Genomic DNA, 12,767 nt, shown 5'->3' on the forward strand with positions numbered 1-12,767 from the left:
TCCTTTCTAAAAACCTATTCATTATCGGCTAGTAATTCCGTAAATCTTGCTGCCTGTTGTGGTTCTAGCTGTCCTAATATGGAAGATGTTTTCGATGTGCTTAATTGATTTAAGATCAGGAGGGCCATTTCTTCATCTAGTTCCATCATGATTTGAGCAGCCTTTTTCGTAGACATACCTTCATATAGCTTTGCCAGCTCTTTGGTTGAAGTCTTTATTTCCTGTTGTTGTTTCTCTAAATCTTCTATTCTACTATTCGCTTCTTCAAGACTTGCAACAAGCTTTGTAATCTCTCTCTCTTTTTCACTAACTTGCCTTTCTAAGAGAATGATTTCTTGTGAAGAATTTTGGTTATCTGTTTGTTGTGATGAAGACACTTCCTTTTCCTCTTTCTTTTCTTCTGTTGTTGTCATCTTTTCATCAGCTGGGAGAAAAGACTGGGCAACTTCAAATATATTCTTGCCCTCATATGTCAGATAGCCCAGTACAATGACCAAAGTAAAAAGAAGTGGAATGATAAACAAGTATAAAAGCTTTTGCAAAAATGAATATTTTTCTTCTACTTCTTCTGTTTGTTTCTCTTTTTTCATCATTTATTCACCTATTCGTATGTTGCGAATATTGAAGGATGGAGAGTTCGTCTATAAAAGTCGCCTCCACTTTAAGATCACTTTGCTTCCAGTAAAGTTTTTCTTTGTTATCCAACACTTCATATTTTTTACATTCCACGGATTGTTCTTTCAGTTTTTCTTCTTTAAGATTCATGAACGCTCTCGCATGGCTTACTTTTTTTTGTTGGTGTAGCAAGTTTTTTTCCAAGTTCCCCATGAAAAATTGTTGCTGTTTAAGTGTTTCTATTGGTATTCCGCTTTGAAGGCTAGCTTGGAGTGATTCATCTAATTGCTCTTTTTTCTTTAAAAGTTCGTATAAGGCTTGTCCTTCCGTTTCAAACTGTGAAATGGCTGTTTGATATTCTGAACTCGCTTGATCTTTCTCCGCTTTTTTCACTACCAACAGCTTCTCTAAACGTCCTTTTCTTACAGACATGCCTACCACCTACTTCATTAAGTTTGTTAGTTCTTTTTTTGTATCAGCAAACTTCCAGCTATCATCAACCTCTTGTTTTAAATAGTTAATGATGGCCGGGTAGGATTGAATGGCATCATCAATTTCTCTGGAGCTGCCGCGTTTATACGCGCCAATGTTGATGAGATCTTCTGCTTGGTAATATTTCGATAGCTTTTCCCGCATGGATTCCGCTGCCCTTTTATGTTCATGATCAACGATATGATTCATTACTCGACTCACACTTTTTAATACGTTAATAGCTGGGTATTGTCCCTTATTGGCTAGGTCTCTATCTAAAACGAAATGGCCGTCTAAAATACCTCGCACCGTATCAGCTATTGGCTCATTCATGTCATCACCATCCACTAACACAGTATAAAAAGCTGTGATGGAGCCTAATTGGTTTGTACCGGTTCTTTCCAACAACTTAGGCAGCATGGAGAATACGCTGGGGGTATAGCCTTTGGTAGTCGGTGGTTCTCCCACAGCTAAGCCCACCTCTCTCTGCGCCATCGCTACCCTTGTTACGGAATCCATCATGAGCATGACATTATATCCCATATCTCGAAAATACTCGGAGATGGCGGTCGCGGTATACGCCCCTTTAATACGCATAAGAGCCGGTTGATCGGATGTGGCTACAATAACAATGGAGCGTTTTAATCCTTCAGGACCAAGGTCACGTTCCAAAAAGTCCCGAACTTCTCTGCCACGTTCTCCAATGAGTGCGATCACATTGATGTCTGCATGAGTGTTTCGTGCAATCATGCCAAGAAGCGTACTTTTTCCTACCCCACTACCTGCAAAGATTCCTACCCTCTGACCTTTGCCGACTGTAAGCAGGCCGTCTATGACTTTTACTCCCACTTCCAACTCTTCTGTGATAGATGGCCGCGTCATTGGATTTGGTGGTGCCTGGTCCGTTGGGTATTTACCTAAACCAACAGGTAATTCCTCTTCTGGATTTAATGGTTTGCCCATTGCATCCAGTACCATCCCCCTTAACTCTTCACCGATTCTGATTTCTAAAGGATTATTAGTCGCTTCCACCATACATCCTGGTCCGATATCCTGAATATCTGTAAATGGCATTAAAATAACATGGTCATCCCTGAAGCCAACAACTTCTGCTTGGACAACTCTTCTTTTCTTTTTATGGATGATGATATTACATACATCCCCAATGGAGCTTTCAGGCCCTTTAGATTCAATCATTAGCCCGATAACTCTTTTTACTTTTCCGTAACGCCTGTACGGGTTTATTGTATCTATTTCTTTCAGCAAATCGTCAATGGTCAACATAATCACAACTCCACCCTGACAAGTTGCAAAAGATGTTCTTTAACTTCTTTCAACTGCGTATCAATCGAAACATCAATTCGTCCTGCAGTAGAATCAATCCAGCATCCATTATCTTGTAAATCTGCATCAGGAAAAATAATAAGATCATACTGGCTATTGATGATATTTTGCAAAATTTGTTTATTCATCAGTAGATTTGGGTATTGGCTAGGACTTACATAAATTTTTATTTCCTCTTTTTCTTTGACTTCTTTCAGCGCTGTCTGAACCAATTGCGAAAAAGTGGAAGGGTCTGAATCCAAGGAGGATCCAATAATTTTTTCTGCAACTTTAACACTAAGCATGACGATGGACTCGATTGAACTGTCAAGTTTTTCGTTGTACTGCAATTTAGCCAATTCGATAATGCGGTTAGCCTCATTAAGCCGCTCTTCATATAATGCTCGTGCCTGTTTTTCACCTGCTTGAAATCCTTGTTCATGTCCTTCGTTATACGCTTTTTGCATCCATAACTCTTTCTCTGATTCCCAAGCTTTCTTATCCTCTTCAATTGCCATTGCTGCTTTTTGTCTTTCTAAGGCTGCCTGTTCCAAAATGTCAGCGGCGTCCCTATTTGCTTTTTCAATAGCAAGATTGATGGATTCTATACTATGGCCAAGTACTGTTTCCGCTTTCGTCTCCGATTGGTTTTTCTTGAATATAGGAGCAACTTTTATGGAAACAGATTCCTTATTTCCTTCTATTAAAGAAAATGATTTTATTAACTTAGACAATGATGTCATCTCCTCCGCCACGAGCAATGACAATTTCCCCTGCTTCTTCAAGCTTTCTAATGATACCTACGATTCTAGATTGGGATTCTTCGACATCCTTTAAGCGAACAGGACCCATGTATTCCATATCGTCTTTCATGGTTTCTACCATTCGTTTAGACATGTTTTTAAACACAATTTCTTTGACCTCTTCACTGGCAACCTTCAGAGCAAGCATCATGTCTTCATTTTCCACATCACGAATTACTCGCTGTATTGCCATGTTATCAAGCGTAACAATGTCTTCGAATACGAACATTCGTTTCTTGATTTCTTCTGCCAATTCCGGATCTTGAATTTCTAAAGAGTCAAGGATGGTTCTTTCTGTACTTCTGTCTACCTGATTTAACACTTCTACGACAGAATCGATTCCACCTGTGTTTGTATAATCACGAGTAACGGTAGTAGAAAGCTTTCTTTCAAGAATTTGTTCTACCTCATTTATAATTTCAGGAGATGTACTGTCCATCACTGCAATTCTTTTTGCAATATCTGCCTGTAATTCTTGTGGTAACTCTGATAGTATTTGACCAGACTTTGTCGGTTCCAAGTAGGATAAGACAAGCGCAATCGTTTGTGGGTGTTCGTTTTGTATAAAATTCAGAATCTGAGAAGCGTCCGCTTTTCTAGCAAAGTCAAAGGGCTTAACCTGTAAAGAAGAAGTAAGCCTTGTAATGATTGCTGTTGCCTGGTCTTTACCTAAAGCTTTTTCTAAAACGGTTTTGGCGTAACTAATCCCGCCTTGAGAGATATAATCTTGAGCAAGGGCTATTTGGTGAAACTCTTCCAGGACATCTTCCTTGATGTGAGAATCGACTGTACGTACCCCGCTGATTTCGAGTGTTAATTTTTCAATTTCTTCTTCTGATAAATGCTTGTAAACGGAAGCCGAAACATCCGGACCAAGCGAGATCAATAAGATGGCCGCCTTTTGTTTATTCGAAAAGGATTTTGCCTGTGTTGCTTTTGCCATATTCGTCTCCCTCCCCTTCTATTCCGACAACCATGAACGTAATAGTTTAGCAAATTCATCCGGCTTTTCTTTAGCCATTTTTTCTAGTTGTTTTCGACGCGCTGAACTTTCCGACTCTTTTTCATTATTTATATCCGGCACATGGATTTGGACAGTTTCTTCTTCTGTAACCATTACCTCTTCCTCTTCCGCTTTTCCATTACGCTTGAATAGAAGGAACAATAACAAGAGGATGACAGCAAGGAGAATACCAGCTACAACATATATCCAGGTTGGAATTGCAGAATCTGTCGTTTCTTCCATTTCCACTTTTCCATTGAACTGCTGAACGGAAACAACAATTTTTTCATCAATGTTAGCTTGTTCAGGGTCATCCCCTAACATGTTTTTATCTATGGTTGTACGGACAATCGTGCTTAGTATTTGTCTAATATCTTCAATTGTATTTTCTTGCATGGATAATGGATCATCGGCTACAGGAGGCTCCACCATAACCTGGATGCCCAAATCTCTTACTTTATAAGGGCTTTCTACAATTTCAGACCTGATTCTATTGACTTCATTATTAATTCTTTCTTCCATTCTTTCGTAATCGCCACTGCCATTTCCACCTCCGGCAACATATGCAGGAATATCTGCTTCTCCAGTTCCCGGCACCCCACCTGCGTTACCTTCACTACCTGTATAACTCTCGGTAATTCTTTCAACACTTACAGCAATTCCTTCCATGTTTTCGGGGTCCACTGGTGTTACAGTGTTTTCTTCCCTTGCTTCCTGGGTAAAATCTATATCAGTTGTCACAGAGACAACCACTTTGTTATAGCCCATCATCATTCCGAGCATCTGCTGGACCTGTCTTTGAATGTCTCTCTCAATTTCCTTCTTTAATTCCAGTTGCGTGGATGCATTAAAGGTACTGCCAGAATTTTGGTTATTTTTTAAATCAAAATACTCAAAGTTTTGGTTCATGATGACGATATTATCAGTAGATAAGTTAGGAATACTTTTTGATACTAGATGGTATAGCGCATTAACATTATTCTGGTCAAATTGATATCCAGGATCATTTTCAATTACGATGGATGCTGATGCCACTTGAGTCGATTCTCTTACGAATACTCCTTCTTCTGGAAGGCTGAGCATGACCTGGGCATCTTTCACCCCTTCAATACTTTTCACTAAATTCGCTAGCTCTGTTTGCATGGCGTCTAGCTTCATTATTCGAAATTCGTTGTCTGTCATTCCAAATCCTGATCTTTCGCCAAAAAAACCATAATCGATGCTGCCGCTTTTCGGAAGACCTTCGGCAGCCAATTCCACTTTCAATGAATCTACCGATTGTTGAGGAACCAAGATTGCGGTACCGTTATTAGTTATCTGTGATTGGATGCCCCTACCATCTAACACTTCTTTAATTTGCCCTGTTTCCTGAACGGTCAAATCTTTGTATAGAGGGGCCATGTCTGTCTTGTTCAAAAAGTACACAATTGCGATTATTGCAAAAAAGGATACGATAACTGTACTGACCATCGCTGTCTTTTGAGCTTTTGATCTATTCGTCCAAAAGGAAAAAGTTTTTGTCTTTATTTCTTGTAATCTCTCTTTCATTACGTCAATTCCCCCGGTTATTATCTTGCAGCAAAGTTATGCAGTAAATAACCGCATTATTTTCTATCTGTAAGATCGCTGTCACTGTTGGGTGACAATAGGTTATTTATGTATCTATTTTTTAGCATAGTTCCAAGTGTCTTACACTTGCATTCTCATGATTTCCTGATATGCTTCTACACCCTTGTTTCTTACTTCCATCGTAAGCGACATGGCTACACTTGCCTTTTGCTGGGCAATCAATACGTCATGGAGTTCTACTCCTTCATTATTGACGAGCTTGGTAGTAATTTGATTGGATGCTACTTGTGCATTGTTGACTTCATTCAAAGCATCCTTCAAATAGGTAGAAAACTGTTGATGCACATCGCCACTGGTTTTCTGAACACTATTTAGATTCTGAAACATCTGATTAGAATTTGCTATTTTAGTAATCATCTATTAACCCTCCACCTATTTACCAAGTTCCAGCGTTTTCATCATGATCCCTTTAGAAGCATTAAATACCGTTACATTGGCTTCATAAGACCTTGATGCACTCATTAGGTCCACCATTTCTTTTAGAGGATCGACATTCGGGAGCTGAACATATCCTTCTTCATTTGCATCCGGGTGCTCCGGCTCGAACATAAGGCGGAAAGGAGCATCATCCTCTTTTATCCTTGTCACTTTCACGCCACTACCAAATCCATTACCTGTTCCAGAAGCTTTTTGCAAATAGGATTGGAAACTGTTTTCCTTTGGTGCAGTTTCCACCAACTTCCTCCTGTAAGGTTCCCACTGCCCGTTGCGGTATTCACCTCGTGTTGAATCAACATTTGCCATGTTAGAGGATATGACATCCATTCTGAGCCTCTGGGCTGTCAGTGCAGAAGCAGAGATATTCATGCTTTTAAACATAGACATCACGATCTACCTCCTTTAATCACGTTCTGAAGCGATTGAAACTTCCCGCTCATTTGATCGATTAAGGTGTAATAATAAATTTGATTTTCAGCCAAGTCTGACATTTCTTTATCTATGTCGACATTATTGCCGTTATGTGAGTAGGAATACGATGTGCTATCCATTCTAAAAGCGTTATTTGAACTGCCCGAAAATTCTCTATGTCTGTTATCTGTCTTATTTGCTGTAAGTGCTTTTTGGTAAGTTTCTCCAAAAGTAGGCTTTATTTCTTTGCGTTTGAAATTTGGTGTATCAACGTTTGCGATATTATGTGAAATGGCTTTATGTTTTGCACCTGAATACTGTATACCTTTTTCCAATGCTTGGATTGATGTCGAAAAAATATTCATTAGTACCCCCATAAACAAATCTTTTGTTACGAATTATATATATTTGTCGAATTATGTATGTATGCTTTTATTGTAAATTAAGGTAACCAATATGTCTATGTGTCAATTGTTAAAAAAAATCGTCAATTTGGCTCATTTTACCCACTAGGTACATAGACCTATAACTATATCAGAATAAGAAAGGTCCTATAAATAACTTGTTCGCCGCTGTTGATTTCCGCAATTGGCTTCGCTTTCCTATTGGCACTGCTGGAGCCTCCTCGGCCTTAGCCTGCGGGGTCTCCACCTAGCGCTATCTCCCTCAGGAGTCTTCGCATTTTGCTCCAATCCACAGCTAGAAATCGTAAGTAAAAAAGGTTATCACTATTTCAGTTAACCCGGTTAGTATACTTTCCATTAACCTCCGAAGAATGAGATTACCTTGATGATTGGAGTGGAAGGCGCGTAGACGCCCGCGGGAGGAAGGGACAGGTGAGACCCCTGAAGCGTTGTGAGGAGGCTCACGGACCGCCCGCAGGCAAGCGAAGCGCCTGGAACGGAAATCAACGGTTTATATACTCCCTCAAGTTAAACCAAAAAGGGTCTGACTCTTCTGCATGTTGCAGATAGGAGTCAGACCCTTATTCTATGGTTATTATTAATGTGATTTAAGTTTGGAAAGTTCAAATAGGAACTTGTCGTTTAGGACTTTAATGTAAGTACCTTTCATTCCTAGTGAACGGGATTCGATTACACCAGCACTTTCTAATTTTCTCAGAGCGTTAACGATAACAGAACGAGTGATTCCCACACGGTCCGCAATTTTACTTGCTACTAGAAGACCTTCTTTTCCATCAAGCTCTTCAAAGATATGCTCAATTGCTTCAAGCTCACTGTAAGATAGAGAGCTGATTGCCATTTGTACAACAGCTTTGCTTCTTGCTTCTTCTTCAATTTCTTCTGCTTTCTCACGTAGAATTTCCATACCTACAACGGTCGCACCATATTCCGCCAAGATTAAATCATCATCAGAGAATGGCTCTTGAAGACGTGCAAGGATAAGAGTACCTAAACGCTCTCCTCCACCGATAATTGGTACGATTGTCGTTAAACCTGATTTGAATAATTCCTTGTTCTCTACAGGGAAAGCTGTATATTCACTTTCCACATCCAAGTTTGAAGATGTTTCAGAGATATTGAATAAGTTTTTTGTATACTCTTCAGGGAATTGACGATCTTCAAGCATCTTGATCATACGCTCGTTCTCAATCTGTTGGTTAATGGAATAGCCTAATAGTTTTCCACGGCGGGATAATACAAAAACATTTGCTTCAATAACATTGCAAAGTGTTTCCGACATTTCCTTAAAGTTAACTGGTTTACCAGCCGCTCTTTGCAGCATAGCATTGATGGTTCTTGTTTTTTGTAATAATGGCATGTTTATTTCCTCCTAAAAATCTGCTCTATAAAATAAATTGGCTTAAATCTTTATTTTTTACAATATTACCTAGTTTTTCGTCCACATATTTCGGTGTGATGACGATTTTCTCTAGATTGATATCCGGCGCTTCAAATGATAGGTCCTCCAACAACTTCTCTAGAATCGTATGAAGTCGACGGGCACCGATATTATCAGTATCTTGGTTCACTTGGAACGCTACTTCAGCTAGTTTACGAATAGCATCGTCAGAAAATTCGACTTTTATACCTTCCGTTTCCAATAATGCCGTATATTGTTTAAGTAAAGCATTATCCGGCTCGACTAAAATTCTTACAAAATCATCTATGGATAGTTTGGTCAATTCCACACGAATCGGAAAGCGACCTTGCAATTCCGGAATGAGATCAGATGGCTTGGCGATATGGAAGGCACCGGCTGAAATAAATAAAACATGATCTGTCTTTACTTGGCCGTATTTTGTGACAACGGTTGATCCTTCCACAATTGGAAGAATATCACGTTGTACACCTTCCCGAGATACATCCGCGGAAGAACCACTGTTCTTTTTCGCGATTTTATCGATTTCATCAATGAAAATGATCCCACTTTGTTCTGCTCGGTTCACAGCTTCTTGAGTCACTTCATCCATATCAATGAGCTTTTGTGCTTCTTCATGGGCAAGAACCGGTCTTGCCTCACGGACTGTAAGCTTTCTTTTCTTCGTTTTCTTCGGCATTAGATTACTTAGGGCATCCTGCATGTTCATGCCCATTTGTTCCATACCCGAGCCTTGTAACATATCAAACATGGACCCTTGCTGTTCTTCCACTTCCACCGTCACATAACGGTCTTCTAGTTCACCTAGAGCAAGTTGATGGGCCACTCTTCTTCTTTGTTCTTTAATAGATACTTCTTCTTGCTTTTCCTGCTCATCCGTATCATTTGAGCTTGCATTTCCTCCAAAAAACATCTCAAGCGGATTTTTATATGACGCGCTTTTTTGTTTGCCTGGAACCAATAGTTCCACCAATCGCTTGTTTGCATTTTCCAAGGCTTTTTCTTTCACACTCGCCATCTTTTCTTCTTTTACAAGACGGACGGATGTTTCCACCAAATCGCGTACCATTGATTCAACATCACGGCCCACATAGCCTACTTCTGTGAACTTCGTTGCTTCTACTTTGATGAATGGCGCACCAACAAGCTTTGCGATTCTGCGGGCAATTTCGGTCTTTCCGACACCAGTCGGTCCGATCATTAGAATGTTCTTAGGAACTACTTCATCCCGAAGGCTGCCTTTAAGCAGGCTCCTTCTATATCTGTTTCTAAGAGCAACCGCAACCGCTTTTTTCGCATTGGTCTGACCTACAATATATTGATCGAGCATATCTACTATTTGCCTAGGGGTTAATTTTGTACTCATGTTCACAACCGCCTTTTCTATAGTTCTTCTACAATGATATTGTCATTCGTGTACACGCAAATCTCTCCAGCTGTTTCCAAGGAGGCTTTTGCTATCTCACGTGCTGTCATATGCTCGCCTGCATATCTTTTTAAAGCACGGCCTGCAGAAAGTGCATAGTTTCCACCTGAACCAATGGCAAGTATCCCGTCGTCAGGTTCAATAACTTCACCAGTTCCGGATACTAACAGCATGCTGGACTCATCCATTACAATCAACATCGCTTCCAATTTCCTCAACACTTTATCACTTCGCCATTCTTTGGCAAGCTCAACTGCTGAACGCTGGATATTGCCGTTATATTCCTCCAGCTTTGCCTCGAACATTTCAAACAAGGTAAATGCATCTGCCACAGATCCTGCAAAACCAGCTAGAATCCTTCCGTTGAAAAGCTTGCGCACTTTGCGTGCTGTATGCTTCATAACAACTGCGTTTCCAAATGTAACCTGACCGTCACCTGACATTGCGCATCGTCCCTTATGTTGGACCGCAAATATCGTAGTAGCATGAAATGATGACATGAAATGATCCTCCAATCGTTCCTCATGCACGAGGATGAAATTGATTATACGTCTTTTGCAAATGTTCTTTCGTCACATGTGTATAGATCTGGGTGGATGATAAACTGGCATGTCCGAGCAATTCTTGCACTACACGAAGGTCTGCTCCTTCATTTAACATATGCGTGGCAAAAGTATGCCTGAGCATATGTGGGCTAATATGTAAAGTTGAGCATGCCTGTTGTACCATGTCATTAAGTATTAGCCTTACACCACGGGGAGTAAGGGGACCTCCACGGAAATTTAGAAAAAGATGCTTGGTGGAATTCGGCGTTTTTTGCTTTTCAAGCAGTGATTTGCGTCCGTCTTCCAAATAGGTCTTCATTGCATCTTGAGCAAAACTTCCGAAAGGTATATAACGCTGTTTGTTCCCTTTTCCAGTGACTAAGATGGTACCGACTTGAAAGTCAATATCTTGAACTTGAATGTGACAACATTCACTAATACGGATGCCAGTGGCATAGAGCAACTCTAGCAGCGCTTGATTCCTCTGACCTAGCGGTGTTGCCAAATCTGATACAGCAAACAACTTATCCAGCTCTTCACTGTAGAGGAACTGTGGAAGTCGCTTTTCCTGTTTTGGCAAGGAAACACTGCTAAACGGGTTTTGCTCCACTTTTTCTTCTCGGAGAAGAAACTTATAGAAGCTGCGCAAGCTTGATGTTTTTCTTGCTACTGATTTTCGTGCGAGCTTTTTTTGATGGAGCCTGGTTAAATACATTCTTGCTTCTGTATGAGTGACTTCATTGATGCTTGAAATGGCTTCCTCTTTCATAAAATCAAAAAAATCTTCAATATCCTTTTGATAAAATACAATAGTATATTTTGAGTAATTTTTTTCAATTTGTAAATATTCTAGAAAAGAAATTAATGGAACTTTAACATTTTGCATACTTATCACCTCACAAGGGCTACTAAATATTATCACAATTTAGTAGCCCTTGCAATTAATTTGATTAATTTTTTACAAAATTCTGAATTGTTTCCAACGCTCTCCTAGCATGCGCTTCATTGCGCTCTTGCTTATTTTTGATTTTCTTCGGAAGCTCGGGGAATAACCCAAAATTAGCATTCATTGGTTGGAAGTTTTTCGCATTTGTAGAAGTGATGTAATGTGCCATACTTCCAATTGCAGTTTCTTTAGGGAACACCAATGGTTCCTCTCCAAGAACTAGGCGAGCTGCATTCATCCCCGCTATTAGGCCTGAGGCTGCCGATTCTACATACCCTTCGACTCCTGTCATTTGACCGGCAAAGAAGAGATCTTCTCTTTCTTTGAATTGATAGGTAGGTTTCAGCAGGTTAGGAGAATTGATAAAAGTATTGCGGTGCATAACACCGTATCGAACAATCTCCGCATTTTCTAAACCAGGAATTAGACGGATTACTTCTTTTTGTGGACCCCATTTTAAATGTGTCTGAAAACCAACAATATTATACAAAGTGCCTGCCGCATCATCTTGACGAAGTTGCACAACAGCATATGGACGTTTGTCCGTTTTTGGGTCTTCTAAACCAACTGGCTTTAAAGGTCCAAAGAGCATCGTCTTCTTTCCACGATTTGCCATTACTTCAATTGGCATACACCCTTCAAAGAAAATCTCCTTTTCAAACTCTTTCAATGGAACAGTTTCTGCTTCCACTAGGGCATCGTAGAAACGATTAAACTGTTCTTCTGTCATCGGGCAATTCAAGTAGGCCGCTTCCCCTTTATCATAACGGGATTTCAAATAAACAATATCCATGTTGATGCTGTCTTTTTCGATGATAGGTGCTGCAGCATCGTAGAAATATAGATATTCTTCACCAGTTAAGGAACGAAGCTGGTCTGATAGGGCTTTGGACGTTAGCGGCCCTGTTGCTATGATGGTCGGTCCGTCAGGGATTTGTTCCATCTCTTCATTAAATACAGTCACATTAGGATGTTCTTTTACTCTTTCAGTAACTTTAGCAGCAAATTCATGCCTGTCCACAGCCAAGGCACCGCCTGCTGGAACCGCACAGTCATCTGCTGAACGAATGATGACCGAGTCAAGCATTCTCATCTCTTCTTTTAACACCCCTACTGCATTTGTCAAGTTGTTGGCGCGTAGGGAATTGGAGCAAACAAGCTCTGCAAATTTATCTGTGTGATGGGCAGGTGTTTGTTTGACTGGACGCATTTCATATAGATGAACCTGTATCCCTCTATTTGCAAGCTGCCATGCTGCTTCACTGCCGGCAAGGCCAGCTCCAATTACATTAACTACTGTGTTTGTCATAACTGA

General features: G+C 40.2%; 14 protein-coding genes. All 14 read right to left on the reverse strand.

What is annotated here, in order from left to right:
- Positions 1-14: 14 nt before the first annotated feature.
- Positions 15-593: a MotE family protein gene (locus HC179_RS07605; protein ID WP_168863791.1), complete on the reverse strand. Its 579-nt coding sequence runs from the start codon at positions 591-593 to the stop codon at positions 15-17.
- A gap of 4 nt (positions 594-597) precedes the next feature.
- Positions 598-1,047, reverse strand: a complete 450-nt coding sequence (gene fliJ, locus HC179_RS07610) for a flagellar export protein FliJ (RefSeq protein WP_168863792.1) — start codon at positions 1,045-1,047, stop codon at positions 598-600.
- 9 nt (positions 1,048-1,056) lie between these two features.
- Positions 1,057-2,370 carry a flagellar protein export ATPase FliI gene (gene fliI, locus HC179_RS07615; RefSeq protein WP_205825254.1) on the reverse strand — a complete coding sequence of 438 codons (1,314 nt, stop codon included), beginning with the start codon at positions 2,368-2,370 and terminating at the stop codon, positions 1,057-1,059.
- Positions 2,371-2,372: 2 nt separating this feature from the next.
- The gene (fliH, locus tag HC179_RS07620; protein WP_168863793.1) at positions 2,373-3,143 is read right to left on the reverse strand and encodes a flagellar assembly protein FliH; all 771 of its coding nucleotides are present in this window, start codon (positions 3,141-3,143) and stop codon (positions 2,373-2,375) included.
- A complete protein-coding gene (fliG, locus tag HC179_RS07625; RefSeq protein WP_148986514.1) occupies positions 3,136-4,155 on the reverse strand; it encodes a flagellar motor switch protein FliG in 1,020 nt (339 codons plus the stop codon). Before fliG ends, fliH begins: the two co-directional genes overlap by 8 nt.
- A gap of 18 nt (positions 4,156-4,173) precedes the next feature.
- A complete protein-coding gene (gene fliF, locus HC179_RS07630) occupies positions 4,174-5,763 on the reverse strand; it encodes a flagellar basal-body MS-ring/collar protein FliF (protein WP_168863794.1) in 1,590 nt (529 codons plus the stop codon).
- A 141-nt stretch (positions 5,764-5,904) separates the two neighbouring features.
- On the reverse strand, positions 5,905-6,171 hold the full coding sequence (gene fliE, locus HC179_RS07635; RefSeq protein WP_392396809.1) for a flagellar hook-basal body complex protein FliE: 267 nt from the start codon (positions 6,169-6,171) through the stop codon (positions 5,905-5,907).
- A gap of 45 nt (positions 6,172-6,216) precedes the next feature.
- Entirely contained in the window at positions 6,217-6,669 is a 453-nt protein-coding gene (gene flgC / locus HC179_RS07640) for a flagellar basal body rod protein FlgC (protein WP_168863795.1), read from the reverse strand.
- On the reverse strand, positions 6,669-7,058 hold the full coding sequence (gene flgB / locus HC179_RS07645) for a flagellar basal body rod protein FlgB (protein WP_168863796.1): 390 nt from the start codon (positions 7,056-7,058) through the stop codon (positions 6,669-6,671). The genes flgC and flgB overlap by 1 nt, the downstream gene beginning before the upstream one ends.
- A 637-nt stretch (positions 7,059-7,695) precedes the next feature.
- The gene (codY, locus tag HC179_RS07650) at positions 7,696-8,475 is read right to left on the reverse strand and encodes a GTP-sensing pleiotropic transcriptional regulator CodY (protein WP_060665889.1); all 780 of its coding nucleotides are present in this window, start codon (positions 8,473-8,475) and stop codon (positions 7,696-7,698) included.
- A gap of 25 nt (positions 8,476-8,500) precedes the next feature.
- On the reverse strand, positions 8,501-9,901 hold the full coding sequence (gene hslU, locus HC179_RS07655; RefSeq protein WP_168863797.1) for an HslU--HslV peptidase ATPase subunit: 1,401 nt from the start codon (positions 9,899-9,901) through the stop codon (positions 8,501-8,503).
- Positions 9,902-9,918: 17 nt separating this feature from the next.
- On the reverse strand, positions 9,919-10,461 hold the full coding sequence (gene hslV / locus HC179_RS07660; protein ID WP_168863798.1) for an ATP-dependent protease subunit HslV: 543 nt from the start codon (positions 10,459-10,461) through the stop codon (positions 9,919-9,921).
- A 22-nt stretch (positions 10,462-10,483) separates the two neighbouring features.
- Positions 10,484-11,392: a tyrosine recombinase XerC gene (gene xerC, locus HC179_RS07665; protein WP_168863799.1), complete on the reverse strand. Its 909-nt coding sequence runs from the start codon at positions 11,390-11,392 to the stop codon at positions 10,484-10,486.
- Positions 11,393-11,456: 64 nt separating this feature from the next.
- Complete coding sequence (gene trmFO / locus HC179_RS07670) at positions 11,457-12,761, reverse strand: FADH(2)-oxidizing methylenetetrahydrofolate--tRNA-(uracil(54)-C(5))-methyltransferase TrmFO (RefSeq protein WP_060665885.1); 1,305 nt, start codon at positions 12,759-12,761, stop codon at positions 11,457-11,459.
- Between the last annotated feature and the right edge of the window lie 6 nt (positions 12,762-12,767).

Origin of the sequence: Bacillus sp. RO1 (assembly GCF_012524115.1) — a bacterium.
Lineage (GTDB): Bacteria > Bacillota > Bacilli > Bacillales > Bacillaceae_I > Sutcliffiella_A.

Excerpts from the sequence above, each read along its gene's own strand:
- HC179_RS07605 (WP_168863791.1), bottom strand. The coding sequence starts at position 593 with ATGATGAAAAAAGAGAAACAAACAGAAGAAGTAGAAGAAAAATATTCA.
- fliJ (WP_168863792.1), bottom strand. The coding sequence starts at position 1,047 with ATGTCTGTAAGAAAAGGACGTTTAGAGAAGCTGTTGGTAGTGAAAAAA.
- fliI (WP_205825254.1), bottom strand. The coding sequence starts at position 2,370 with ATGTTGACCATTGACGATTTGCTGAAAGAAATAGATACAATAAACCCG.
- fliG (WP_148986514.1), bottom strand. The coding sequence starts at position 4,155 with ATGGCAAAAGCAACACAGGCAAAATCCTTTTCGAATAAACAAAAGGCG.
- fliF (WP_168863794.1), bottom strand. The coding sequence starts at position 5,763 with ATGAAAGAGAGATTACAAGAAATAAAGACAAAAACTTTTTCCTTTTGG.
- fliE (WP_392396809.1), bottom strand. The coding sequence starts at position 6,171 with ATGTTTCAGAATCTAAATAGTGTTCAGAAAACCAGTGGCGATGTGCAT.
- flgC (WP_168863795.1), bottom strand. The coding sequence starts at position 6,669 with ATGTCTATGTTTAAAAGCATGAATATCTCTGCTTCTGCACTGACAGCC.
- flgB (WP_168863796.1), bottom strand. The coding sequence starts at position 7,058 with ATGAATATTTTTTCGACATCAATCCAAGCATTGGAAAAAGGTATACAG.
- codY (WP_060665889.1), bottom strand. The coding sequence starts at position 8,475 with ATGCCATTATTACAAAAAACAAGAACCATCAATGCTATGCTGCAAAGA.
- hslU (WP_168863797.1), bottom strand. The coding sequence starts at position 9,901 with ATGAGTACAAAATTAACCCCTAGGCAAATAGTAGATATGCTCGATCAA.
- hslV (WP_168863798.1), bottom strand. The coding sequence starts at position 10,461 with ATGTCATCATTTCATGCTACTACGATATTTGCGGTCCAACATAAGGGA.
- xerC (WP_168863799.1), bottom strand. The coding sequence starts at position 11,392 with ATGCAAAATGTTAAAGTTCCATTAATTTCTTTTCTAGAATATTTACAA.
- trmFO (WP_060665885.1), bottom strand. The coding sequence starts at position 12,761 with ATGACAAACACAGTAGTTAATGTAATTGGAGCTGGCCTTGCCGGCAGT.